Genomic DNA, 24,485 nt, shown 5'->3' with positions numbered 1-24,485 from the left:
AGGACGACGCTCGCGTCCACAGTGTCCCGGCTTCCGGCACGGTGGCACAGCTCGGCCGCCGCCTTGGCCCGCTCCTCCGTCAGCGTCAGGACTTCGCAGCCGCGCCCGGGCGACCCGTCCCGTGAGCGCGTCGACCCGTTCCGAAGCGACCCGGCGCTCATCGGCGGTGAAGGCCCCGTGCTCGTACCGGTACTCGTGCATGGCGGCCAGGCCGTCCGCTCGGCGTTCCTCGTCGGCGGAGAAGTCCACCGGGGCACGGCTGACCACCGTAGAGGTCTGCTCCTGCCGCCGTTCCGCGACAGCGCGCAGTCCCGCCCCGGGCTCCTCGTCGATGCCGATGCTCGACTTCGTCTTCTCGCCCGTGTTCCGGCCGTCGTACGGGATCTCCCGCCACTTCGCGGGATTCGCCCGGAATCACCCGCCCCGGCCATGGGGTTGGATGGCTGTATGACCTCTCGTGCGCGTGTCCGGGCCCCTGAACTGGTCGGCAAGGGCGGATGGCTGAACACCGGCGGCAAGGATCTGACGCTCGCGGACTTCCGCGGCAAGATCGTGATCGCCGACTTCTGGACCTTCTGCTGCATCAACTGCCTCCATGTCCTCGACGAGCTGCGGGAGTTGGAGGAGCGGCACCGCGACACCGTGGTGATCGTCGGGGTGCACTCGCCGAAGTTCGTGCACGAGGCCGACCACACGGCGGTGGTCGACGCGGTGGCCCGGTACGAGGTCCACCACCCGGTGCTGGACGATCCCGAGCTGGCGACCTGGAAGCAGTACGCGGTGCGGGCCTGGCCGACGCTGGTGGTGATCGACCCGGAGGGGTACGTGGTCGCGCAGCACGCCGGTGAGGGGCATGCGCACGCGATCGCGAAGCTGGTCGAGGAGCTGGAGGCGGAGCACGAGGCGAAGGGGACGCTGCGGCGCGGCGACGGGCCGTACGTGGCGCCCGAGCCGGAGGCGGGCGACCTGCGGTTCCCGGGGAAGGCGGTGCGGCTGCCGGACGGGCACTACCTGGTCGCGGACTCCGGCCACCACGCGCTGGTGGAGCTCGCCGAGGACGGCGAGACGGTGGTGCGGCGGATCGGTGACGGGATCCGCGGGCTGGTGGACGGCGCCGAGCCGCGGTTCAGCGAACCGCAGGGCCTGGCGCTGGCTCCCGACGGGCTGGACTTCGACGTGGTGGTGGCGGACACCGTCAACCACGCGCTGCGCGGCGTGCGGCTGGCCGACGGCACGGTGACCACCCTGGCCGGCACCGGCCGGCAGTGGTGGCAGGGCTCGCCGACCTCCGGGGCGGCCACCGCCGTCGACCTGTCCTCGCCGTGGGACGTCGCGTTCTTCGACGGCAAGGTGTGGATCGCGATGGCGGGCGTGCACCAGCTGTGGTCCTTCGACCCGGTGGCGGGGACGGTCGCGGTCGCGGCCGGCACCACCAACGAGGGCCTGGTGGACGGCCCCGCCGAGCAGGCGTGGTTCGCCCAGCCGTCCGGTCTGGCGGTCGCCGCGGACGGCGAGCGGCTGTGGGTGGCCGACTCGGAGACCTCGGCGCTGCGCTGGATCGCCCGCGGCACGCACCGGGTGCACACCGCCGTCGGCACCGGCCTGTTCGACTTCGGGCACCGCGACGGGGCGGCCGAACAGGCCCTGCTCCAGCACCCGTTGGGCGTCACGGTGCTCCCGGACGGCTCGGTCGCGGTCAGCGACACGTACAACCACGCGCTGCGCCGCTACGACCCGGCGAGCGGCGAGGTCTCGACGCTGGCCACCGACCTGCGCGAGCCGTCCGGCGCGGTGGTGGTGGACGGCGACATCGTGGTGGTGGAGTCGGCCCGGCACCGGCTGACCCGGCTGCGGCTGCCCGAGGAGGCCGTCCGGGTGGAGGCCGTCGCGCACCGCACCCGGCGCGCCGCGACCGAGGTCGCGCCGGGCACGCTCCGGCTGGACGTGGTGTTCTCCGCGCCCGCCGGCCAGAAGCTGGACGAGCGCTACGGCCCGTCGACCCGGCTGCTGGTCAGCTCCACCCCGCCCGGGCTGCTGGCGTCCGGCGCGGGCGCGGACAGCGCGCTCTCCCGCGAGCTGGTGCTCGCGGACGGCGTGACGGAGGGCGTGCTGCACGTCTCTGCGATGGCCGCGTCCTGCGACGACGACCCGGCGATCGAGTACCCGGCCTGCCACGTCCACCAGCAGGACTGGGGCGTGCCGGTGAAGGTGGTGCCGGGCGGCGCGACGCGGCTGCCGCTGGTGCTCGCCGGAATGGAGTGACGCCCCGTCGGGGTGCGGGCGCGGCCCGCACCCCGACCGCGCTCAGCCCTCCAGGAACGCCTTGATGGCGCCGGCCAGGTAGTGCGGGTCCTCGGCGCCGCAGAGCTCGCGGGCGGAGTGCATGGACAGCGCCGCGATGCCGCAGTCGACGGTGGTGATGCCGAGGCGGGCGGCCGTGATCGGGCCGATGGTGGTGCCGCAGGGCATCGCGTTGTTGGAGACGAAGCTCTGCCACGGGACGCCGGCCTTCTCGCAGGCGTCGGCGAACACGGCCCGGCCGATGCCGTCGGTGGCGTACCGGTTGTTGACGTTGACCTTGAGGATCGGGCCGCCGTTGGGCAGCGGGTGGTGGCCCGGCTCGTGGCGCTCGCTGTAGTTGGGGTGGACGGCGTGCCCCATGTCGGAGGACAGGCAGATGGTGCCGGCCAGCGCGCGGGCGCGGTCCTCGGCGGTGCCGCCGCGGGCGTAGCAGGAGCGCTCCAGCACGTTGCCGAGCAGCGGGCTCTGCGCGCCGGTGTCGGACTCGCTGCCGGTCTCCTCGTGGTCGAACGCGGCGAGCACCGGGATGCAGGGCAGGTCGCCGCCGGCCTCGGCGACGGCGGCCAGCGCGGCGGTGGCGGCGTGCACGGACAGCTGGTTGTCCAGGCGCGGGCCGGCCAGCAGTTCGCGGTCGCGGCCGAGGTAGGAGGGCGGCTGGACGTCGTGGGCCATCAGGTCCCAGCCGACGATGTCGTCGGCGGCGAGGCCGGCCTTCTCGGCGACGTACGCCAGCAGGGCGCCCTCGGTGGTGTCGCCGAGTCCCCAGATCGGCGTCAGGTGGCGCTGGCGGTCGAGCTTGAGGCCGTCGTTGACGCCGCGGTCGAGGTGGATGGCGAGCTGCGGGACGCGCAGCAGCGGCTCGTCCAGGTGGACCAGGCGGGTGGTGCCGTCGCGCAGCACGAGCCGGCCGGAGAGGCCGAGGTCGCGGTCGAGCCAGGTGTTGAGCGGGACGCCGCCGTAGATCTCGACGGCGATCTGCCGCCAGCCGGCCGAGCCGGTGTCCGGGATGGGCTTGACCCGCAGGTTCGGCGAGTCGGTGTGGGTGCCGACCACCCGGTAGGGGGTGGCGGGGCCGGCGCCCTCGGGGACGTACCAGGCCATCAGGGCGCCGCCGCGCACCAGGTAGCGGCCGCCGCTGCCGCCGTCCCAGGCGTCCGTCTCGCGGACCTCGCGGAAGCCGACCCGCTCCAGCCGCTCCACCGCGCTCTGCACCGCGTGGTACGGGGAGGGCGAGGCGGCGAGGAAGGCGATCAGGTCGTCCGTGTGCTTCCGGTCGAAGTGGGCCGTGCGGGCGGCGGTCGACATGTTGCTCCTGGGTTGAGGGCGTCCGGGCCTGATGGGGGTTGCGAGGCCCGCCCCTTGAGCATATGCCCGTACACGGACAGGACCGTGTGAAGTCCGCAATGGTGACACAACAGTGAGCGGGACGCGACACGAACGCCGCGGGGCCCGGTGGTGTACCGGGCCCCGCGGGGTGAGGGTGGGTCAGGCGGTCATGGGAACGCCCTGCCGGCGGTCGGTCAGAACGCCTCTTCGGCCAGGTCCATCAGCTCGTTGTCGACGGCTTCGGCGATCTGGCGCTGCGCGGCGGTGGTGGGCAGCACGGTGCGGGCGAAGTGCTTCGCCGCGGCGATCTTGCCCTGGTAGAAGGGGACGTCCTTCTCGGAGGCGCCGGCCTCCAGCTTGGCCAGCGCGACCGCGGCCTGCCGCAGCAGCAGCCAGCCGACCACGACGTCGCCGGAGACCATCAGCAGGCGGGTGGTGTTCTGGCCCACCTTGTACATGTTCTTGACGTCCTGCTCGACGGCCGTCAGGTCGGCGATCAGCTTGCCGACGATGGCCTCCAGGTCGCCGGCGGCCTTGGCGAGCAGGTCGCGCTCGGGGGCCAGGTCGGCGCCGCCCTCGTTCGCGGCGAGGAACTTGGTGATCTGCTCGTTGACCGCGGTCAGCGCCTGGCCGCCGTCCTTGACGATCTTGCGGAAGAAGAAGTCCTGGCCCTGGATGGCGGTGGTGCCCTCGTACAGGGTGTCGATCTTGGCGTCCCGGATGTACTGCTCGATCGGGTACTCCTGCAGGTAGCCGGAGCCGCCGAAGGTCTGCAGCGACTGGGCGAGCTGCTCGTAGGACTTCTCCGAGCCGTAGCCCTTGACGATCGGCAGCAGCAGGTCGTTCAGGCGCTCGGCGGCGGCGTCGTGCTCGCCGCGCAGGCGGGCGGCCAGCATGTCGTCCTGCACCGAGGCGGTGAAGAGGACCAGGGCGCGCATGCCCTCGGCGTACGCCTTCTGGGTCAGCAGCGAGCGGCGCACGTCCGGGTGGTGGGTGATGGTGACGCGCGGCGCGGTCTTGTCCATGAACTGCGAGATGTCGGCGCCCTGCACGCGCTCCTTGGCGTACTCCAGCGCGTTCAGGTAGCCGGTGGACAGGGTGGCGATGGCCTTCGTGCCGACCATCATCCGGGCGAACTCGATGATCTTGAACATCTGGCGGATGCCGTCGACGGTCTCGCCGAGCAGCCAGCCCTTGGCGGGGTGCTTGGCGCCGAAGGTCATCTCGCAGGTGTTGGACGCCTTGAGGCCCATCTTGTGCTCGACGTTGGTGGCGTAGGCGCCGTTGCGCTCGCCGAGCTCGCCGGTCTCCCAGTCGAAGTCGTACTTCGGCACGATGTACAGGCCCAGGCCCTTGGTGCCCGGCTTGCCGCCCTCGGGGCGGGCCAGCACCAGGTGGATGATGTTCTCGGACATGTCGTGCTCGCCCGAGGTGATGAAGCGCTTGACGCCCTCGATGTGCCAGGAGCCGTCCTCCTGCTTGATCGCCTTGGTGCGGCCGGCGCCCACGTCGGAGCCCGCGTCGGGCTCGGTCAGCACCATGGTGGCGCCCCACAGGCCCTCGACCATGCGCTGGGCGACCTTCTGCTGCTCCTCGGTGCCCTCGTCGTAGACGACGCCGGCGAAGGCCGGGCCGGAGGAGTACATCCAGATCGCCGGGTTGGCGCCGAGGACCTGCTCCGCGTACGCCCAGACCAGGGAGTTCGGGGTGACCTGGCCGCCGATGCCCTCCGGGATGCCCAGGCGCCACCACTCGGCGTCCATGAAGGTCTGGTAGCTCTTCTTGAAGGTCTCGGGGATCGGAGCGGTGTTGGTCTCCGGGTCGAACACCGGCGGGTTGCGGTCGGTGTCGGTGAAGGAGGCGGCCAGGTCGTTCTCGGCCAGCCGGGAGATCTCGCTGAGGATGTTCTTCGCGGTGTCGACGTCCATGTCGGCGAACGGACCGGTGCCGTACACCTGGTCGCGGCCGAACACCTCGAAGAGGTTGAACTCCACGTCCCGCAGGTTGGACTTGTAGTGACCCATGACCGTATCTCCGGTTCGTCTTCCACGGGCGAGCCGCTTACGGCGCACCGCTTACCCACCAGTACGCCCCATGATGCTACCCAGCGGTAACTTGTTCAACCCCTCCGGCGTGAAGCACCTATGAACGTGGTCACGTCCCACAATGCGGCCCGCCGCCGGATTGTGCGGATCACCCGCCCCCAAGCGGGGCCCGGCCCGATAGGCTCCTCCCCGTGTACGGCTACGAGCAGAGCGCCTACCAGGACCCCTATCAGCAGCAGATGCAGCAGGGGATGTCCGGCATGCCCGGCGCCGGGTACGGCGACCCGCAGGCCGCCCAGCAGTCGCTCTACCCCGAGCCCTCGCCGCCCTCGCTGGCGGACGCGGTGCGCGCCTTCACCACGGGGGCGATGCCGGTGGAGGACTTCCAGGCCATCTTCATCACCTCGAAGGTCTACTGCCCGCGCGGCGACCGCCCCGGCTTCCTGGCGCTGCACAACACCCCGACGCCGGTGATCCCGATGTTCAGCTCGCTCAAGGAGCTGAAGCGGTACGCCGGCAAGGACTCCAAGCACTTTTCGGTGACCGGCGCCGAGGTGCTCGACCTGCTGCCCACCGGCTACGGCTTCGCCCTGGACATGGAGGGCGAGCACCGGATGGTGTTCGACGCCCGCGCGGTCGAGCAGATGGTGGACTTCACCATGCGCCGGATGTACGGCTGACCACCCCTTCCCGCCCCTTCCCGGGCTGGAATACGTCCACATAGTTCAATGTTCAACCTTGCGAGTGGTTGAGAGTTGAACTACTGTGGTGGACGTAGGCCACAGACCCGCCGAAGGAGGCCGACATGCCCGCCGTGACCGTCGAAAACCCGCTGACCCTGCCGCGTGTCACCACGCCCGACCCGGTGCACGCCACCGCTCGGCCGGTGCTCACCGTGGCCACCGCCCCCGAGGGCTACGAGGGCGAGGGCTTCCCCGTCCGCCGCGCCTTCGCGAAGATCAACACCAAGTTCCTCGACCCGTTCATCATGATGGACCAGATGGGCGAGGTGGACTACGCGGCCGGCGAGCCGAAGGGGACGCCCTGGCACCCGCACCGCGGCTTCGAGACCGTCACCTACGTCATCGACGGAACGTTCGTCCACCGCGACTCGCACGGCGGCGGCGGCACCATCACCGACGGCGACACCCAGTGGATGACGGCCGGCTCCGGCCTGCTCCACATCGAGACTCCCCCGGAGTCCCTGGTCATGTCCGGCGGCCTGTTCCACGGCCTCCAGCTCTGGGTGAACCTGCCCGCCTCGGACAAGATGATCGCCCCGAAGTACCAGGACATCCGCGGCGGCAGCGTCAAGCTCCTCAGCACCGAGGACGGCGGCGCACTGCTCCGGGTGATCGCGGGCGAGCTGGACGGCCACCAGGGCCCCGGCGTCACCCACACCCCGATCACCATGATCCACGCGTCGATCAACCCCGGCGCCCAGATCACCCTGCCCTGGCGCTCCGACTTCAACGCCCTCGCCTACGGCCTGGCCGGCAGCGGCTCGGCGGGCGCCGAGCAGCGCCCGTTCCACATGGGCCAGGCGGTCGTCTTCGGCGACGGCAACACCCTGACCATCCGCGCCGACGAGAAGCAGGACTCGCGCAACGCCAACTTCGAGGTCGTCATCCTCGGCGGACAGCCGATCCGCGAGCCCGTCGCCTGGTACGGCCCGTTCGTGATGAACAGCCACCGCGAACTCCAGCAGGCCATGGAGGACTTCCAGGCCGGCCGCCTCGGCACCGTCCCGGCCGACGAGAACTGATCGACCGACCCCCGCAGGGCCCGGACCGTCCGGTCCGGGCCCTGCCCTTTTCGGCCGCCGTCGGATCCGCCCGGGCCGGACGGCGGCCGGGCGGATTCACTGTGCGGCGGGGAGGGCCGGTTCGGGGGTCAGGCGAGGGCGAGGCTGACCTGGTCGTTGAAGACCACCCAGTGCTGGCCCTTGTCGTTGGCGTCACAGGGCTTGGTGGAGACGTCCGGGGTGCCCCACTTGTTGGCGAGGCAGTAGCCCGGGGCGAAGGTCAGCGAGATCCGCTGGCCGTCGATGCTCCAGTACTGGCCCTCGTCACCCGGGTTGCAGGGCTTGCTGGAGACGGTCGGGGAGCCCCAGGTGTTGGCGAGACAGTAGCCGCGGGCGTCGGTGAGGGAGATCTGGTCGCCCGCGACCGTCCAGTGCTGGCCCTTGTCGTCGGTGTTGCACGGCTTGGTGGAGACGGTCGGGGAGCCCCAGGTGTTGGCGAGGCAGTAGCGGCCGGGGGTGCGCGTGGTCGAGTGGCCGGTGTCGGCGGCGCCGGCCCCGGTGGCGGGCAGGAAGGAGGCGGCCAGCCCCAGCGCGGCGATGGCGAGCGTCCTGCGGAAAGCGATGGCCATGAGCTGCTCCGTTCTCGCAGCGGCCGCACGGTCCCCGGCGGCCGCAAGGTGCTTCTCTCGGCTCGGATCCGAGCGCAGGAACTTTGTAGCAGCGCCGGTTGCGCACCGTCGGCGCTGTTCGTCGCATTCATCCGAACGGGAATTCGTCGGCTGATCCGACGAACTCCGTCGCCCGGGCGCCCTCCGGCGCCGGTCGCGGTTCGTAGGCTGACCCGGGCAAGGACACACCGCGCGAGAGGGAGCACCGCGATGGCGACGATTCATCAGACCACCATGGAGCCGGGCAAGTTGGAGCTGCTGGCCGACTGGCTGCCGAAGCAGCCCTGGTTCCGGCCCGGCCACGGCGAACCGGTGCGGGCCGGCGGGTTCCGGCTGGACGACCCGGCGGGCGAGGTCGGCATCGAACTGATGGTGGTGACGGACCGCCGGTCCGCCTACCTGGTGCCGATGGCGTACCGGGGCGCGCCGCTGGACGGGGCGCCGGAGGGCGCGCTGATCGGGATCGCCGAGCACGGGGTGCTGGGCACCCGCTGGTTCTACGACGGCGAGCAGGACCCGGTGGTCCGCGCGCAGTTGGCCGAGCTGCTGCGCGGGCGGGCGGTGCCGCAGAAGCAGAGCGAGAGCGACGCGGTGGACGACACCGTGGCGGTGGCCCCCGTCGCCGGCGAGGTGACGGTGACACTGCGCCGGGAGCTCGTGCCCGCCGGGGAGCCCGCGCCGGGCGAGGTGGTCGCCGGGTACACCGCACCGGACGGAGCGGCGGCCCGCGCGGTGTTCGTGACGGCGGGCTGACGCGTCGTCAGAGTCGGGCGTAGAGCGCCGCGGCGTCGTCGTGGGCCTTGCCGCGGGGCCACCGGAGGCAGTCGGCGTCGGTGAGCTCCGCGGCGCGGACCTGGGCGATCAGCTCGGCGGGGCCGGCCTCGGCCAGCAGGCGCACAGCGTCGGCCCAACTGCCCAGCCCCAGGCGGTCGGTGAAGCGGGCGGCGCCGTCCGACAGGGCGGCCACCCCGTGCAGGTCGGCGCGGGCGACCGCGCCGGTCTCGGCGTGCTCGGCGGCCTGCGGGGTGGCGGCGGCGATCCACGGTCCGTGGCCGGTGTTCCGGGCGGCGCGGACGGCGGTCGCGTACCGCAGGTAGAGGTCGGCGCGTTCGGCGGTGCCCGGGACGGTCGACCAGACCTGGCGGCGCAGCGCCTCGCCGCCGGGGAAGCGCTGGTTGTCGCCGATCACCCGGGGCGGGCCCTCCTTGGGGTGCAGCACCAGCAGCGAGTCGCCGAGCGCCAGGTACTCCAGGGCGTCGCCGCGCAGCCGGGCGGCGACCACCATCGCGGCGGGCGTGTTGGGGTTGGCCAGGTCGCAGCTGTCGCCGTGCAGGGCGGCGGTGTCGGCGATGGCGTCGGCCAGGCAGGCGGTGGCCGGACGCTCGGGGTGGTCGGTGAGCCGGGCCACCAGGTGCGCGCCGAGCCGGCGCACGTACCAGGGGATGCCGTGTCCGCAGCCGGACTCCAGGGTGTCCGGGGCGCTGGAGCCGTCCAGCAGCACCAGGACCTCCGGGGTGGCCACCACGAAGTCCTCGCAGGCCCGGTCCGGGCGGTGCGCGTCGACTGCCAGCTGTACCCGCATGGCCCCCAGTCTGCGTCGGCCACCTGCCGTTCGAACAGGGGCTGTTCGGCCCTCCGTTCGACCCTCCCGCGCGGCGACCTGGACATAATGGGGCGAGATAGGGCAACTCGCCAAGGCTCCGTGACAGGAGAGTCCCATGGTCTGGCAGTTCTTCGTACTGGTGATCGCCTCGTTCGGCTTCCCGACCCTCGCCCTGCTGTTCATGATGGGCGGCCTGCAGTACCGCGACGAGCGGCACCACCATCACCTCCGCGCGGCGCACCGGGGCTGACCGATCCGGTGTCGGCCGACAGCACCCCCGGCCGACATGGGAGGGTGTGCTCCAGCACACCCCACTCCCGTCCAGGAGGTCCCCGAATGAGCAGCGACACCGCCCCGGCAGCCGAGCCCGCGCCGGACAACACTGCCGACGCCACCGCCGACACCGCCGCCGAGGCGTCCGGGCAGGACGACCAGAAGGCCAAGTTCCTGGCCGCGCTGCAGCGCAAGGGCGGCAACAACCGGGGTGCCGGAGGCGGCCCCGGCGGCGACTCGAAGATCCACGGCACCGCCGGCGCGGCCGGCGGCAAGCGCACCTTCCGCCGCAAGAGCGGCGGCTGAGCACCCGTCGATCCGCAGCGCGAACGGCCGGTCCCCGCACGGGGGCCGGCCGTTCGGCGTCTCCGCAGCGGTCCGTCAGATCCCGGCCGGGGCGGCCCGGGCGGCGTCGGGCGCGGCGTCCGGGGCGGTGGCGAGCGGGGCGGGGAGCGGCTCGGCGAGGAAGGCGAGCACGTTGTCGACCACGGTCGGCTCCGTCAGCACCCGGCGGTGTCCCAGGCCCCGGGTGGTGATCAGCCGCAGCTGCGGCTCGCCGTAGGCCTCGTGCAACAGGCGGGCCTGGCGCAGCGGGACCACGTCGTCCTGTTCGTCGTGCACCACCAGGATCGGGGCGGTGACCAGCTCCGGGCGGCGGGTGGCGTCGAAGCGCTGCCAGATCGCCTCGGTGTCGGGGAACAGGTGGTGCTCGATCCGCCGGGCCAGGTCCTGCTCCAGTCGGTCGTTCAGGCCCAGGGTGGTGGCGAACCCCTCGACCAGGAAGCCGAATTCGGCGACTCCGGCGACGGCGACCAGGCGGCGGGCCGGGACTCCTTCGGCCAGCGCGAGGAACGCGCAGCAGACCCCGAAGGAGTGCGCCAGCACCGCTTCGAACGGGCCGTGCCGCTCGGCGAGGCGGCCGATCACTTCGCGGTACTCCAGGATCGTGGTGGCGCGGCCGCCCGAGTCGCCGTGGCCGGGGGCGTCGAAGCCGATCGGGCTCATCCCGAGGTCCAGCAGCGGGCGCACGTACGGGGCGAACCGGGACGCCCGGGACTTCCAGCCGTGCACCAGCAGCACCGGGCGCCGGCCGTCGCCCCAGCGGTAGACCCGGACCCGCTTGCCGTTCACCGTCAGCTCCTCGGTGGCGGCCAGTTCGTGCAGTTCGCGTTCCGAGCCGCGCACCCGGCTGCGACGGATCGGGTGCCGGAACAGCTCGAAGGCCACCCGGCCCGGCGGGGCGGCGGCGATGTGGGAGGTGGCGTTCAGCGCGGTCCGCACCAGGGCGGCGAGGGGTGCCATGGGCGGGATATTAGCACGACCGTTCGTGCAGTTTTGGGGGCCGGAAAGCGGTTTCCCGTTGCGGATTGACGGAGCGTCAGACTGCGGCGACGCCGAGCAGGCGGCAGATGGTGCGCATCGCCCGGTCGTAACGGGACGGGTCGTCGTGCAGCACGGCGTGGCAGTTCGCACTGTCCATCAGGCTGCCGATCAGCAGGGCCAGTTCCTCCGGCTCCGCGCCGGCGGGCAGGTCGTCGGCGGCCCGCAGCACGCCGGTGAGCTGCTCCTCCCACTCCCGCGAGGCGGCCGCGAGGGCGTCCCGGACCGGGCCCGGCCGGGCGTCGAACTCGGCCGTCACCGAGTAGAAGAAGCAACCGCCGTCGAACACCCGGTCGCGCGAGTACGCCATCCAGTGCTCGCACAGCGCCAGCACCTGGGCCGCACCGGGCGGCAGGTCGAGCACCGGGGCCACCACCCGGTCGTAGAAGATCCGCCGCGCCGCCCGCACGGTGGCCAGTTGCAACTCCTCCTTGGAGCCGAAGCCGGCGAACACCCCGCTCTTGCTCAGCCCCAGGTCGGTCGCCAGCCGGCCGATCGACAGGGCGCCCAGGCCCTCGACCGACGCGATCTGCACGGCGCGGCCGAGCACGGCACGACGGGTCTCGTTGCCGCGCCGGACCCGGCCGTCCGTGGAGGACTCGACGACCACGGGACACCTCCGGGAACGGGAATGGGGCACCGGACAGCGTACGACGCGCCCGGACGCGCCGAAGGGCGCCGGAACGCGTCCCGGGCGCCCTTCGGCCTGTCCGCTTCACGGGTCAGTCGGCGTGTTCGTCCGGGAGGTACGGGGACTCACGGAGGAACAGCGCACCGCAGGTGTGGCAGTTGTGGTCGGGGTCCAGGGTCCAGCGGGTGGCGTCCTGGACGGGGGCGGCGGCGGAGAGCGTCTTGCCGCACAGGGCGGTGAGGTCCGCGTCGCGGACGATGTGCCAGCTGACCACGGAGTCCGTGGCGCCGTCGGGGCCGGTCTCGGCGCGCATCTGATGCATCATGATCACCATCGTCCGCCGACCGGACAGAACCGGCAATTCGCCCACCGTCACGGCTGCGCCGGAGGCTCCGACAGCACCTCGCGGACTTCGATCGGCATGTTCATCGGCCGGCCGTCGTGGCCCGGCGCGGCGGACAGCAGGGCGGCGATCTCCAGCACCCGCTCCTCGCTCGCGCAGCTGACGACCCACCAGCCGAACAGGAACTCCTTCTCGGCCGGGAACGGCCCGCCGGTGACGGTCGGCGCTCCCCCGTCGGACCGGACGATCCGCGCGGTGTCGGGCATCGCCAGGCCGCGGGCCTCGACGAGTTCGCCGGACGCGGTGAGCTCGGCGACCGAACGGCGCATGAAGGCGATGTGGGCGGCGGTCGCCGCCGGGTCCCAGTCGGGGATCGGCGGGACGTCGGTGTCCGACCGGCTGAAGTGCATCTGCAGCATGTGCGTCACGGCGGACGGCTCCTCTCGGTGGGGGCGGATCCCGCTCCTCCGCCCCTGGGACGGAGCCGCGGCCCGGTTCTCGACACCGGGCGCTGTGCCCGGCGGCCCGCACGGCCCGCTCAGCGGGCGGGCCGCAGCGCCCGCCACGCGGCCAGGGTGGCCAGCAGCAGGGCCGCGCCGCCGAGCGAGAAGCCGGTCCGGGCGCCGACGTGCTGGGCGACGAAGGTGACGGCGAGTCCGGTGAACGGGAGGGTACCGGTCATCGCGCTGCCCCACAGGGACATCACCCGGCCGCGCATGTCCGGGTCGGAGCGCAGCTGGGCCAGGGTGTTGGCGGTGGCGATGAACCAGATCGAGGTGACGCCGACGGCGGCCATGCCGGTCACCGCGAGCACCGCGTTCGGCGCCAGCGCGGTGGCCAGCACGGCGACCGAGGTGGCCAGGGCCAGCGTGCGGACCCGGCGCGGCGTCGGCTCGGGCGCGGAGGCGGCCAGCAGCGCGCCGGGCAGGCCGCCGAGTCCGAACGCGGCCATCAGCAGGCCGTAGCCGCCGGGGCCGAGGTGCAGCGAGCGGTCGACCAGCGGCGGAACGGTCAGGTTCATCGCGAAGATCAGGCCGCTGGCGGCGGACATCGGCAGCAGGCCGCGGATGATCGGCGAGCGGCGGACGTACGCGAGCCCGCCGCGGGCGCCGGCCCCGGGCCGCGGACGGCCGGCGGGGCGCTCGACGGGGGCGGCCGGGCGCAGCCTGCTCAGCGCGAGCAGCGGGGCGAGGTAGCCGAGGGCGTTGAAGGCGAACGCCCAGGACGGCCCGCCGACGTTCAGCAGCACGCCGGCCACGCCGGGGCCGATCACCCGGGAGGCGTTGAGCGCCACCTCCCAGAGCCCGACGGCGCTGGCGACGGCCCCGGTGCCGACCAGGTCGACCACGAACACCTGGCGGGCCGGGGCATCGACGGTGGCGACCAGTCCGGTGCAGGTGGCGAGGACCAGCAGCAGCCACAGCCGCTGGCCGAACAGTGCGGTGGTGACGGCCAGGGCGAGGCCGAGCAGCAGCATCAGGGACTGGGTGACCATCAGCAGGCGGCGCCGGTCGGAGCGGTCCACCACGGCGCCGGCCCACGGGCCGAGGAGCAGCGTGGGGCCCCAGGTGCAGGCGGTCAGCACGGTCAGCCAGACGGCGTCCCCGGTGAGCCGGTAGACGATCCAGGAGAGCACGACGCCCTGGGCGAGGGCCCCGGACGCGGAGGTCAGCTGGCCGGCGAACCAGATGCGGAAGTCCCGTCCGCGCAGGGCCTGTCCCATCCGGGCCAGTGGGCGGCTGGGGGCGGAGAGCGGCTCCGCGGCAGTGCTGGTCATGGTCCCCTCCGGTCAATGGACTAGACCATAACCGGAGCACCCGCACGTTCGACCGGCGGGTTTCGGACCGTGGGACCGGCCGGCCGTCAGGACGCGGTGCGCAGCAGCGGGGAGGTGAGGATCTTGTCGAAGCTGACGGTGGCGCCGCGCTGCGGGTGGGTGCGCAGCTGCACGTGGTCGGCGAGGGCGTGGATGAGGAACAGGCCGCGGCCGGACTCGGCGGTCAGGTCGGGCAGCACGCCGGGGTCGGCGATCGGGAGGGCGGGGCGCAGCGCGGGCAGCACGTGGGTGTCGTAGGGCGCGGGCCGGTCGGCGGCGGGGCTGCGGGTGGTCAGCACCCGGGCGGGGACGGAGGCGCGGCCGCGCCGGGTGCGGCAGTACGGCGCGGGCCGGTCGGCCGCCGGGCGGTCGACGGCGGGACGGTCCGCGACGGGACGGTCCGCGGCGGGACGGCGGCGCGGGCCCGGGCGGGACGCGGCGGGTGCGCCCGGGGCCGGGCCGGTGTTGGCGACCTCGATCCGCAGGCGGTCCCCGAGGAGCGCGGCGGTGACCTGGAAGGTGTCCCCGAGGTGCCCGGGCCCGGCGTGTTCGACCGCGTTGGCGCAGGCCTCGGTGAGAGCGAGGCCGAGGTCGAAGGCGTCCTGCGGGTGGACTCCGGCGGAGTCCATGGCGCCGAGCAGGATGCGGCGGGCGAGCGGCACGCTGGCCGGGTCGCGCTTGAGGTGCAGAGTCCACCAGATGTCCACGGGAGATCCCTCCTGGCTGCGGCTCCACATACAACTAGCTATCTCCTCGGCGGTGCGCGGTGAACCGTCCGCACGCGCCGGTACCGCCCGTTCGGCGGATGGACTGCCGCTGTCCGGTGTGCCGATCGGCGCGTGGGCGGGTGCGTGCGCCGGTCGGGTTCTCGCCATTCGCGGCGGGTTCCGGGGCCTGCCCCGGGAGCGGGTGTAGGCGGTGAGATGATGGCCCGGCCATGACTGACCCGACCGCCGCCGCCCGCCGGGGCGCCGCCCTGCCCGCCGCGCGGGCCTCGGTGGCGGCCGCCTGGGATCTGCGGGTGCTGCGCGCGGTGCCGTTCGCGCTGGTGTGCACGGTGGTGGCGGCTTTCGGGCACGCCCGGGCGGGCGGGGCGGTCGCGCCGGACACGCTGGCGGCGGGCTTCGCCGCGGTGTGCGCGGCGGCGGCGCTGCTCGCCGGGCGGGAGCGCTCGCTGGGGTCGATCGCGGCGGCGCTGGGCGCCGGACAGCTCGGCCTGCACCTGCTGTTCCACCGGTTCGGCGACGGACTGGGCGGCGGCACGGCGATGGCCCGGATGTCCGGGAACGGCGGGCCCGACGCGCTGACGTCGGTGGCGGGCCGGCTGCTGTGCAACGACACCCCCGGCGACGGCCTGACGGTGGTCCCGCTGGACACCACGCCCGACCAGGTGGTGAGCGCCGCGGGCCTGGATCCGCAGGCGTACGCGGCGGCGATGCCGCACGCGGCGGGCTGGCTGGGGCTGACGCCCGGCATGGTGCTGGCGCACCTGGCGGCGGCCGTGGTCGCGGGCTGGTGGCTGCGGCGCGGCGAGGCCGCGCTGTGGCGGCTGCTGCGGACGGCGGCGCTGACCGCGCGGGAGTGGGCGGCGCCGCTGCGGACGGCGGTGGCGCTGCTGGTGGCGCTGCTGCTGGGCGGGCCGCGACCGGCGCCGGTGCGCCGGGGCGGGCGGCCGGAGGACTGGCGGCTGCCGGTGGCGGCCGTGCTGCGGCACAGCGTGCTGCGCAGGGGACCGCCCGCGGTGGCGTTCGCGCGCTGATCCGGGCCCGAGAGGGGCCGGGGCGCGCACTGGCTGCTGCCGTGCCCGCGTCGAGTGCGGGCCGGCCGAGTTCCCGCCTCCCCTTTCTGTCGCGCGTTGTCGCGCGGCCTCTCCCCACAGGAGTCCCCTGATGCGTTCGCTTTCCGTCCGTCGTTCCGTCGGCACGCTCGTGGTGGCGGCCGGCGCCCTGCTGGCGTCCGCCGTTCCCGCCTTCGCGCACGTCTCCGTCCAGCCGGGCACGGCCCAGCAGGGCGGGTACACCGCCGTGGCGTTCCGGGTGCCGAACGAGAGCGACACCGCTTCCACCGTGAAGCTGGAGGTCAGCCTGCCGCTGGACCACCCGATGGCGTCGGTGCGCACCCAGCCGCTGCCGGGGTGGACCGCCACGCTGGAGAAGTCGAAGCTCGACAAGCCGCTGGACTCGCACGGCCAGCAGATCACCGAGGCCGTCTCCAAGATCACCTGGACCGCCGACCCGGGCGCCAAGATCGCCCCCGGGCAGTTCGAGGAGTTCAAGGTCGCGCTGGGCGCGCTGCCCACCGACACCGACAAGCTGACCTTCAAGGCGCTGCAGACGTACGACAACGGCGACGTGGTCCGCTGGATCGAGGAGACCAAGGACGGGCAGCCGGAGCCCGCCAAGCCCGCCCCGGTGCTCAACCTGACCAAGGCCGACGCCGCGTCCGGCGCCCAGCACTCGGCGGACACCACCGCGAAGCAGGACGCCGCCGCGCCCGTCGCGAAGTCCTCCGACTCCACCGCCCGCACCCTCGGCGTGGTCGGCATCGTGGTCGGCGTGATCGGCGCGGCGCTCGGCGTGGCCGGGCTGCGCCGCCGCTCCGCCTAGTACCGCCCGCGGGGAGGGGCCGTGCCCGCGGCCGGCCCCTCCCCGCGAACTCCCGCACCGCCCTCCCGCACGGAACGGAAAGTCCCTTGGCAACCCTCCGCAGCACCCGGCCCCGGCTCCTGACCGCCGCCGCCCTCGTCCTCGGCGCCTCGCTCGCGCTGTCCGCCTGCTCCTCGTCCTCCCCGACCGGCGGGGAGGGCAGCGGGGCGGCGAAGGTCAGCAAGCAGGCGTCCGGCAGCCAGTACCAGGGCACTGTGCTCAGCAAGCACTTCGACAAGCCGGACCTGGTGCTGAACGACACCTCCGGGCAGCCGTTCGACCTGAAGGCGCGCACCGCCGGCAAGACCGTGCTGCTGTTCTTCGGCTACACCAGCTGCCCGGACGTCTGCCCGACCACCATGGGCGACATCGGGGTGGCGATGTCCAAGCTGACACCGGAGGACCGGCAGAAGATCGACATCGTGTTCGTCTCCACCGACCCGGAGCGCGACACCCCGCAGGTGCTGCGGACCTGGCTGGACTCGATGGGCACGGACTTCATCGGGCTGACCGGCGACCTGGCGAAGGTGAAGGCCGCCGCCAAGCCGCTGGGCATCCTGGTCGAGGACCCGGTGGTCGCCGCGAACGGCTCGGTGACCTCCACGCACGGCGCGCAGGTGCTGACGTTCCTGCCGGGCGACGACAAGGCGCACCTGCTGTACATGGCCGGCACCTCGGTGGACACCTACCGGCACGACCTGGAGCTGCTCGCCAAGGGGGTGGCGGTGTGAGCCGCGGCTTCCGGCGCAACGCGCTGATCGGGGCCGGGCTGGCGACCGCCCTGGCGGCGGGCACCGTGGTGGTGGCCTGCCAGTCCTCGGGCGGTTCGTCCGCCGCGCCGAAGCTGTCGGTGGCCGACCCGTACATACCGCTGCCCGCCACCCCCGGCGGGATGGGCGCGGGCTACCTGACGGTGCGCAACGACGGCGGCTCGGACCGGCTGATGAAGGTGACCAGCCCGAGTGCCGGGTCGGTGACCATGCACCGCTCCACCGAGCAGACCATGGAGGAGGTCGGCGAGCTGGACGTGCCCGCGCACGGCACCCTGGACCTGGCCCGCGGCGGCAACCACCTGATGATCATGGGCTGGGCGAAGCAGCCGGCCCTCGGCGACGAACTGGAACTGGACCTGGAGTTCGCCAAGGCGGGCACCGTGGTGGTCAAGGTTCCGGTGAAGCCGTTGACGTACCGTCCGGGAAGTTAGGTCCCGGCGATGACAGCAGACGGCGCGGTGACGAGAAGAGGCGCACAGGTGAGCACGGTGGTGGATCGGCGGCGGCTGGGCGCGCTGCTGGCGGTGCTGGTGGCGGCACTCGCCCTGGTGCTCGGCGGGGCGACGGCGGCGTCCGCGCACGCCACCCTGGAGAGCACCGACCCGGCCCAGGGCTCGGTGGTGCCGACCGCGCCCGCCGCGGTCACGCTGAGCTTCAGCGAAGGCGTGTCGCTGTCCGCGGACTCGGTGCGGGTGCTCGACCCGCGGGGGACCGCCGTCGACGACGGCAAGCCCGAGCATGTGGACGGCAAGGCCTCCACCGCCCGGGTGGCGCTCCGCCAGGGCATCGAGAACGGCACCTACACGGTGGCCTGGCGGGCCGTGTCGGAGGACTCCCACCCGATCGGCGGCGCGTTCACCTTCTCCATCGGCGCGGCCTCCGACACCAGCGTGAACGCCGCCGCCGTCCAGGGCGCCAAGGCCGACGGCGCGGTGGCCTTCGCCTATGGCACCGCCCGCACCGTCGCCTACGGCGCGTTCGCGCTGCTGGCCGGCGCCGCCGCGTTCGTCATCGTGGTCTGGCCCGGCGGCGCGGCCGTGCGCGGCGTGCAGCGGCTGCTGATGACCGGCTGGGTCGCGCTGCTGCTGTCCACCGTCGCCGTGCTGATGCTTCGCGGCCCCTACGAACGCGGCACCGGCCTCGGCCAGGCCTTCGACCTGTCGCTGGTGCGCGCCACCCTGGACGAGCGGATCGGCACCGCGCTCGCCGCCCGGCTGCTGCTGCTCGCCGCCGCCGGCGTCTTCCTGTCGCTGCTGGTCGGCCAGTTGGGGCTGCAGCCGAAACCGGCCGCGGCGACCCCGGACCCGGACGACGCGGGGATCGACGAGGAGGAGGCGGAGCTGCGCCGGCTGGAGCGGGCCGCCGCCGAGCGCCCGCAGCGCGACACCCGGCTCGGGCTGGGCCTGGCCGGACTCGCGCTGGCCCTCGCGCTGACCGCGACCTGGGTCGGCGCCGACCACTCCTCGGTCGGCATCCAGGTCCCGCTGGCGCTGCCGCTGGCGGCACTGCACCTGCTCGCCATGGCCGGCTGGCTCGGCGGCCTCGCCGTGCTGGTCACCGGCCTGCGCCACGGCCTGCCCGCCGCCGCCGTCGAACGCTTCTCCAAGCTGGCGTTCTGGCTGGTCGCGGTGCTCGCCGGCACCGGCGTCTACCAGTCCTGGCGGGGCCTGGGCAGCTGGGGCGCGCTGGTGGACACCGCGTACGGACGGCTGCTGCTGATCAAGGTCGGCTGCGTGGCGGCGATGCTCGGCGTCGCCTGGATCTCCCGCGCCTGGACGGCCCGGCTGCGCACCGCCGACGAGGCGGCGGCCGCCCCGGTGGCCGTCCCCGCGCTCGCCGTCGCGGGCGAGGAGACCGGCGGGGAGACCGGCACTGAGACCGGCGGGGAGACCGGCACGGAGACCGCCGCCGACCCGGTCGCCGCCGAGGACGCGCCGGCCGGCGACGCCGACCCCGAGCGCGCCGCCCAGCTCGCCCGCCAGCAGGCGGTGCGGGCCAGGGCGCACCGGCAGAGCACCGCCGAGGGCTCGCCCGTGCGGGCCGGGCTGCGACGCAGCGTGCTGGTCGAGACGGCCGTCGCCGTGCTGGTCCTGGTGGTCACCACGATGCTCACCAACTCCCCGCCCGGGCGGGTCGCCCAGGCGATCGCCGCACAGCCCGGCGCGGCCGGCGCCCCGGTCGCGGGGGCGTCCGCGGCGCCCGGCCGGACCCAGGAGCTGAAGCTGCCGTACGACACCGGCGGCCGCACCCCGAACGCCAAGGGCACCGCCCTGGTCACCGTCAACCCGGTCGGCACCGGCCCGAACGCCGTCACGCTGAGGCTCACCGACGCCGCCGGGCAGCCGGTCGAAGTCCCCGAGGTGCAGCTGGCGTTCACGCTGCCCGACCGCGACCTCGGCCCGCTGCCGGTCACCCTGCAGGCCGAGGGCACCGGCGCCTGGAACGGCACCGCCCAGCTGCCGCTGGCCGGCGAGTGGGTGGTGTCGGTGACCGTCCGGTCCTCCGACTTCGACCAGGTGACGGCCACTCAGCAGTTGAAGGTCGGCCAGTGACGGGGATACCGGCGGTCTCCCGGCGGGCGGTGCTCGGCGGCGCCGGGGCCGGGCTGGCCGTGGGCGCCGTCGGCGGGGCGTGGGGCGGGCGGGCCTCGGCCCGGGAGTCGAAGCCGCTGCCGGGGACCGCCCGGGTGGCGTTCCACGGGCCCCGGCAGGGCGGCATCGTGGAGCCCGCGCAGGCCCGGGTGGAGTGGGCGGCGTTCGACCTGCTGCCCGGGACCGGACGGGACCGGGCGGCCGGGCTGCTGCGGGACTGGTCGGCGGCCGCGGCCCGGATGTCCGTCGGCGAGCCGGGCGGCGACGGCGGCGGCGGGATCGCGCTGGACGCCGGCCCGAACTCGCTGACCGTCACCTTCGGGTTCGGCACCGCCCTGTTCGACAAGCTGGGCCTGGCCGACCGCCGCCCGCCCGCGCTGGCCGCACTGCCCGCGTTCCCCGGCGACGCGCTCGACCCGGCCCGCTCCGACGGCGACCTGTGGGTGCAGATCGGCGCGGACGACGCACTGGTCGCGGTGCACGCGCTGCGGGTGCTGCGCCGACTGGCGGCGGGGGTCGCCGCGCCGCGCTGGCAGATGTCGGGCTTCGCCCGCACTCCCGGCGCGACGGCCCGGCCGACGACCGGCCGCAACCTGATGGGCCAGGTCGACGGCACCAACAACCCGCGCCCGCAGGACCCCGACTTCGCCGCGAAGGTGTTCGCCGCCGGCCCCGACTGGATGGCCGGCGGCAGCTACGCCGTGCTGCGCCGGATCCGGATGCTGCTGGACGACTGGGAGTCGCTGCCGACGGACCGTCAGGAACGGCTGGTGGGACGCCGCAAGAGCGACGGCGCCCCGCTGTCCGGCGGCCCGGACGCCGGCGAGCGCACCCCCGTCGACCTGGCGGCGACCGCCCCCGACGGCACCCTGGCGATCGCCCCCGACGCACACGTCCGGGTGGCGGCCCCCGACTCCAACGGCGGGGCGGCGATGCTGCGCCGCGGGTTCTCCTTCCACGACGGCCTGCTGGCCGACGGCTCGCCCGACGCGGGCCTGCTGTTCGCCGCGTTCCAGGCCGACCCGGCGCGCGGCTTCGTCCCGGTGCAGCAGCGGCTGGCGCGCGGCGACGGCCTGTCACGGTTCCTGCGGCACGAGGCGGGCGCGCTGTTCGCGGTGCCGCCGGGCGCGCCCGAGGGCGGGTACGTGGGACAGCCGCTGCTGGAGGGTTAGGCCCTCTCCTCCGGATCCCGCCGAGCACCCGGCGTCGGGCGGGAGCGCCGGGCGCCGCACGGCCGTTCGACGCCGCTGCCCGTCGGCCGGACGACGGCACGGCGGGGCCGCGGAAGTGGCTAAGGTGGCAGACCGAGCCCCCGGTGGGCTCCACGCAGTTCGCATCACGCTGTTCGTTCGGAGGCGGTCATGTCGGCGACCCGTTACACCTATCTCGGGCCCGCGGGCACCTTCACGGAGGCCGCGCTGCGCACCCTGCCGGAGGCGGGGACGCGGGAGCTGACGCCGGTGGCGTCGGTGTCGGCGGCGCTGGACGCGGTGCGGGCGGGCGAGGCCGCGGGCGCGATGGTGGCGATCGAGAACTCGGTGGACGGCGCGGTCACCACCACCAGCGACGAGCTGATCAACGGCAGCGCGCTGATGATCTACCGCGAGGTGCTGCTGCCGATCTCGTTCGCGCTGCTGGTCCGCCCGGGCACCGCGCTGGGCGACGTGAAGACCGTCACCGGCCACCCGGTCGCGCAGCCGCAGGTCCGGCACTGGCTGGCGGCGAACCTGCCGGACGCGCAGTGGGAGTCGGCGGCGTCCAACGCCGAGGGCGCCCGGCTGGTCCAGGACGGCCGCTACGACGCGGCGGTGGCGGGCGCGTTCGCCGCCGAGCTGTACGGGCTACAGGCGCTGTCGGACGAGATCCAGGACGCGGCGGCGCCGACCACCCGGTTCGTGCTGGTCGGCCGGCCGGGCCGGGTGTCCTCGGCGACCGGCTGGGACAAGACCTCGATGGTGGTGTGGCTGCCGGACGACCACCCGGGCGCGCTGCTGGAGCTGCTCCAGGAGTTCGCGGTGCGCGGGATCAACCTGATGCGGATCGAGTCCCGGCCGACCGGCGAGGGCATGGGCAGCTACTGCTTCCTGATCGACTGCGAGGGGCACCTGAGCGAGCGCCGGGTCAGCGAGGCGCTGATGGGCCTGAAGCGGATGTGCCCGCAGGTGCGTTTCCTCGGCTCGTACCCGCGGGCCGACCGGGGCACCGCTTTCCCGCTCCGGCCGGGCACCTCCGACCTGGATTTCACGGACGCCGCGGACTGGCTGTCGCGCTGCCTGGACGGCCGCGGCGAACTCTGACGCCGCCCGACGGGACCCGCCTCCACCGCCGACTCGACCACCGGCTCGACCGCCGTCCCCACCGCCGCGACGCGCAAGAACGCGATTCCGGCCGGAACGGGGCCGCACCCGGCCGCGGTCCGTTCATTTTCGACACGCCCGAACGTCACCTGCCCGGCCGACCTGCGTTCATCGGCGGCGCTCCGGGGACGCCGAGGAGCGGCGCGGGGCGGGGCAGTTCATCCACAGGACGGCGCCCGGCATCCACAGGGGCGGTTGTCCCCAGCTTCCGTGAAGTTATCCACAGGGAGGGTCGGAGTCGACAAACCGGTAAAGACATCCACAGGCCTGGTCAGATCATCAGCTAGGGGCATAGGGAGGACTAATCGGACCAGAGTCACCCTTGCGCTAACAAATCACCTGTGCGAGCGAGCGAATTCCCTCACTCGGGAAGCCGAATCGAGGTTTGAAACCTGGAATTGCTGGTTCGAGGGTTCACGGACCATCGGTTCTCCCCTGTCCACAGGCCCACCGGCAAACCTGTGGATAACCGGCCCCCGGAAGGGTTGTCCACCGGGGTTATCCACAGGCTGGCGGGAGTTATCCCCAGGCCCGGACCGCTTTCCCACACCCCTCGCACCGACGACCGGGCGCAGGATGCCAGATTCAGGGACAGAGCGCGACATACCGGCCCAAGCCTCGCGGTGGCCGGAACCGGACCACCCTGCCACCGGTAGGCTGGATCCGTGATCGACCTTCGCCTGCTCCGTGACGACCCGGACCGCGTACGTACCTCGCAGCGCTCCCGTGGTGAGGACGTCGACCTGGTCGACGCCCTGCTCTCCGCCGACGAACGCCGCCGTGCGGCCGGCACCCGCTTCGACGAGCTCCGCAGCGAGCAGAAGCAGCTCGGCAAGCAGGTCGCCGCCGCCAAGGGCGAGGAGAAGGCCGCCCTGCTGGCCCGCACCAAGGAGCTGGCCGCCGAGGTGAAGGCCGCCGACGCCGCGCAGAGCGAGGCGAAGGAGGAGGCCGAGCGGCTGCAGCGCTCGCTGGCGAACCTGATCGACCCGGCCGCCCCGGTCGGCGGCGAGGAGGACTTCGTCACCCTCGAGGAGATCGGCACCCCCCGCGACTTCGCCGCCGAGGGCTTCGAGCCCCGCGACCACGTCGAACTCGGCCAGCTGCTCGGCGCGATCGACACCGAGCGCGGCGCGAAGGTGGCCGGCGCCCGCTCCTACTACCTGACCGGCCCGGGCGCGCTGCTCGAACTGGCCCTGGTCAACATGGCGATGGCGCAGGCCTCCGCGGCCGGCTTCACCCCGATGATCACCCCGGCGCTGGTCCGCCCCGCCGCGATGGACGGCACCGGCTTCCTCGGCCAGGCCGCCGAGAACGTGTACTACCTCGAGGACGACGACCGGTACCTGGTCGGCACCAGTGAAGTACCGCTGGCCGCCTACCACATGGACGAGATCCTGGACGCCGACAAGCTGCCGCTGCGGTACGCCGGCTTCTCGTCCTGCTTCCGCCGCGAGGCCGGCACCTACGGCAAGGACACCCGCGGCATCATCCGGGTCCACCAGTTCGAGAAGGTGGAGATGTTCGTCTTCACCACGCCCGAGGACGCCGAGGCCGAGCACCGCCGCCTGCTCCAGTGGGAGAAGGACTTCCTGAACGCGCTGGAGCTGCCCTACCGGGTGATCGACGTCGCCTCCGGCGACCTCGGCGCGTCCGCCGCCCGCAAGTTCGACATCGAGGCGTGGATCCCCACCCAGGGCAAGTACCGCGAGGTCACCTCGACCTCCAACACCACCGAGTACCAGGCCCGCCGGCTCTCCATCCGGATGCGCGACCGGGACGGCGTCCGTCCGCTCGCCACCCTCAACGGCACCCTGGTGGCCGTCCCCCGGGTCATCGTCGCGCTGCTGGAGAACCACCAGCAGGCCGACGGCTCGGTGGTCCTGCCGGAGGCGCTGCGGCCGTTCCTCGGCGGGAAGGCCGTCCTGGAGCCCGCGGCCAAGTAGCCGTCCGCCGGGCACCGCCGTTTCCGCCCGTCACCACCGTTTCCGC

General features: G+C 73.7%; 24 protein-coding genes. 14 read left to right on the top strand and 10 right to left on the bottom strand.

Features of this window, described 5'->3' with window-relative positions; all coding sequences use genetic code 11:
* Positions 1-447: 447 nt before the first annotated feature.
* Positions 448-2,262 carry an NHL domain-containing thioredoxin family protein gene (locus ACIQF6_RS30035; RefSeq protein WP_400900576.1) on the top strand — a complete coding sequence of 605 codons (1,815 nt, stop codon included), beginning with the start codon at positions 448-450 and terminating at the stop codon, positions 2,260-2,262.
* A gap of 42 nt (positions 2,263-2,304) precedes the next feature.
* Here ACIQF6_RS30035 and ACIQF6_RS30030 read toward each other — a convergent pair whose 3' ends face one another.
* Together ACIQF6_RS30030 and ACIQF6_RS30025 are read right to left on the bottom strand one after the other, a co-directional pair.
* On the bottom strand, positions 2,305-3,606 hold the full coding sequence (locus tag ACIQF6_RS30030; RefSeq protein WP_400900574.1) for a M18 family aminopeptidase: 1,302 nt from the start codon (positions 3,604-3,606) through the stop codon (positions 2,305-2,307).
* 215 nt (positions 3,607-3,821) lie between these two features.
* Complete coding sequence (locus ACIQF6_RS30025) at positions 3,822-5,651, bottom strand: acyl-CoA dehydrogenase (RefSeq protein WP_400900572.1); 1,830 nt, start codon at positions 5,649-5,651, stop codon at positions 3,822-3,824.
* A gap of 212 nt (positions 5,652-5,863) precedes the next feature.
* Here ACIQF6_RS30025 and ACIQF6_RS30020 point away from each other — a divergent pair, with 212 nt between their 5' ends.
* Positions 5,864-6,352, top strand: a complete 489-nt coding sequence (locus ACIQF6_RS30020) for an SseB family protein (RefSeq protein ID WP_043915454.1) — start codon at positions 5,864-5,866, stop codon at positions 6,350-6,352.
* Positions 6,353-6,477: 125 nt separating this feature from the next.
* Complete coding sequence (locus ACIQF6_RS30015; RefSeq protein ID WP_400900569.1) at positions 6,478-7,437, top strand: pirin family protein; 960 nt, start codon at positions 6,478-6,480, stop codon at positions 7,435-7,437.
* A gap of 128 nt (positions 7,438-7,565) precedes the next feature.
* On the opposite strand, the gene ACIQF6_RS30010 is transcribed toward ACIQF6_RS30015, so the two are convergent.
* Positions 7,566-8,045 carry a ricin-type beta-trefoil lectin domain protein gene (locus tag ACIQF6_RS30010; RefSeq protein ID WP_400900567.1) on the bottom strand — a complete coding sequence of 160 codons (480 nt, stop codon included), beginning with the start codon at positions 8,043-8,045 and terminating at the stop codon, positions 7,566-7,568.
* A 249-nt stretch (positions 8,046-8,294) separates the two neighbouring features.
* Between ACIQF6_RS30010 and ACIQF6_RS30005 the strand changes: the two genes are divergently transcribed.
* The gene (locus tag ACIQF6_RS30005) at positions 8,295-8,837 is read left to right on the top strand and encodes a 1,4-alpha-glucan branching protein (protein ID WP_400900565.1); all 543 of its coding nucleotides are present in this window, start codon (positions 8,295-8,297) and stop codon (positions 8,835-8,837) included.
* A gap of 7 nt (positions 8,838-8,844) precedes the next feature.
* Here the strand turns inward: ACIQF6_RS30005 and ACIQF6_RS30000 are convergent, their stop codons facing one another.
* Positions 8,845-9,666 carry an integrase gene (locus ACIQF6_RS30000; RefSeq protein WP_400900563.1) on the bottom strand — a complete coding sequence of 274 codons (822 nt, stop codon included), beginning with the start codon at positions 9,664-9,666 and terminating at the stop codon, positions 8,845-8,847.
* A gap of 136 nt (positions 9,667-9,802) precedes the next feature.
* Between ACIQF6_RS30000 and ACIQF6_RS29995 the strand changes: the two genes are divergently transcribed.
* Together ACIQF6_RS29995 and ACIQF6_RS29990 are read left to right on the top strand one after the other, a co-directional pair.
* The gene (locus ACIQF6_RS29995; RefSeq protein WP_400900561.1) at positions 9,803-9,937 is read left to right on the top strand and encodes a hypothetical protein; all 135 of its coding nucleotides are present in this window, start codon (positions 9,803-9,805) and stop codon (positions 9,935-9,937) included.
* Positions 9,938-10,023: 86 nt separating this feature from the next.
* Positions 10,024-10,266, top strand: coding sequence for a DUF5302 domain-containing protein (locus tag ACIQF6_RS29990; protein ID WP_400900559.1), 243 nt, complete (start codon positions 10,024-10,026; stop codon positions 10,264-10,266).
* A gap of 75 nt (positions 10,267-10,341) precedes the next feature.
* On the opposite strand, the gene ACIQF6_RS29985 is transcribed toward ACIQF6_RS29990, so the two are convergent.
* The 6 genes from ACIQF6_RS29985 to ACIQF6_RS29960 all read right to left on the bottom strand — a co-directional run bounded on the left by ACIQF6_RS29985 (position 10,342) and on the right by ACIQF6_RS29960 (position 14,837).
* On the bottom strand, positions 10,342-11,262 hold the full coding sequence (locus tag ACIQF6_RS29985) for an alpha/beta fold hydrolase (protein ID WP_400900557.1): 921 nt from the start codon (positions 11,260-11,262) through the stop codon (positions 10,342-10,344).
* Between the two features lie 76 nt (positions 11,263-11,338).
* On the bottom strand, positions 11,339-11,950 hold the full coding sequence (locus ACIQF6_RS29980; protein ID WP_400900555.1) for a TetR/AcrR family transcriptional regulator: 612 nt from the start codon (positions 11,948-11,950) through the stop codon (positions 11,339-11,341).
* 112 nt (positions 11,951-12,062) lie between these two features.
* The gene (locus ACIQF6_RS29975; RefSeq protein ID WP_400900553.1) at positions 12,063-12,296 is read right to left on the bottom strand and encodes a hypothetical protein; all 234 of its coding nucleotides are present in this window, start codon (positions 12,294-12,296) and stop codon (positions 12,063-12,065) included.
* A 47-nt stretch (positions 12,297-12,343) separates the two neighbouring features.
* On the bottom strand, positions 12,344-12,733 hold the full coding sequence (locus tag ACIQF6_RS29970) for a YciI family protein (RefSeq protein ID WP_400900797.1): 390 nt from the start codon (positions 12,731-12,733) through the stop codon (positions 12,344-12,346).
* Between the two features lie 119 nt (positions 12,734-12,852).
* Positions 12,853-14,091 (bottom strand): MFS transporter, encoded by a 1,239-nt coding sequence (locus tag ACIQF6_RS29965; RefSeq protein WP_400900551.1) that lies wholly within the window; start codon positions 14,089-14,091, stop codon positions 12,853-12,855.
* Positions 14,092-14,177: 86 nt separating this feature from the next.
* Positions 14,178-14,837 (bottom strand): ATP-binding protein, encoded by a 660-nt coding sequence (locus tag ACIQF6_RS29960; protein ID WP_400900549.1) that lies wholly within the window; start codon positions 14,835-14,837, stop codon positions 14,178-14,180.
* 230 nt (positions 14,838-15,067) lie between these two features.
* Between ACIQF6_RS29960 and ACIQF6_RS29955 the strand changes: the two genes are divergently transcribed.
* The 8 genes from ACIQF6_RS29955 (at position 15,068) to serS (ending at position 24,439) form a co-directional block, all read left to right on the top strand.
* Complete coding sequence (locus tag ACIQF6_RS29955) at positions 15,068-15,889, top strand: hypothetical protein (RefSeq protein WP_400900547.1); 822 nt, start codon at positions 15,068-15,070, stop codon at positions 15,887-15,889.
* A gap of 130 nt (positions 15,890-16,019) precedes the next feature.
* The gene (locus ACIQF6_RS29950) at positions 16,020-16,736 is read left to right on the top strand and encodes a YcnI family protein (RefSeq protein WP_400900545.1); all 717 of its coding nucleotides are present in this window, start codon (positions 16,020-16,022) and stop codon (positions 16,734-16,736) included.
* Between the two features lie 86 nt (positions 16,737-16,822).
* The gene (locus ACIQF6_RS29945; protein ID WP_400900543.1) at positions 16,823-17,506 is read left to right on the top strand and encodes an SCO family protein; all 684 of its coding nucleotides are present in this window, start codon (positions 16,823-16,825) and stop codon (positions 17,504-17,506) included.
* The gene (locus ACIQF6_RS29940) at positions 17,503-17,979 is read left to right on the top strand and encodes a copper chaperone PCu(A)C (protein ID WP_400900541.1); all 477 of its coding nucleotides are present in this window, start codon (positions 17,503-17,505) and stop codon (positions 17,977-17,979) included. The genes ACIQF6_RS29945 and ACIQF6_RS29940 overlap by 4 nt, the downstream gene beginning before the upstream one ends.
* Before the next feature lie 9 nt (positions 17,980-17,988).
* Positions 17,989-20,100 carry a FixH family protein gene (locus tag ACIQF6_RS29935; RefSeq protein ID WP_400900539.1) on the top strand — a complete coding sequence of 704 codons (2,112 nt, stop codon included), beginning with the start codon at positions 17,989-17,991 and terminating at the stop codon, positions 20,098-20,100.
* Entirely contained in the window at positions 20,097-21,311 is a 1,215-nt protein-coding gene (locus tag ACIQF6_RS29930) for a Dyp-type peroxidase (RefSeq protein WP_400900537.1), read from the top strand. Before ACIQF6_RS29935 ends, ACIQF6_RS29930 begins: the two co-directional genes overlap by 4 nt.
* A gap of 189 nt (positions 21,312-21,500) precedes the next feature.
* A complete protein-coding gene (gene pheA, locus ACIQF6_RS29925; RefSeq protein WP_400900535.1) occupies positions 21,501-22,436 on the top strand; it encodes a prephenate dehydratase in 936 nt (311 codons plus the stop codon).
* A gap of 725 nt (positions 22,437-23,161) precedes the next feature.
* On the top strand, positions 23,162-24,439 hold the full coding sequence (gene serS / locus ACIQF6_RS29920; protein WP_400900533.1) for a serine--tRNA ligase: 1,278 nt from the start codon (positions 23,162-23,164) through the stop codon (positions 24,437-24,439).
* Positions 24,440-24,485 lie beyond the last annotated feature (46 nt).

It is taken from the genome of Kitasatospora sp. NPDC092948 (assembly GCF_044754805.1).
GTDB lineage: Bacteria > Actinomycetota > Actinomycetes > Streptomycetales > Streptomycetaceae > Kitasatospora.
The sequence above is the reverse complement of the archived record's forward strand: the minus strand, read 5'-3'. Positions and strand labels throughout refer to the sequence as shown.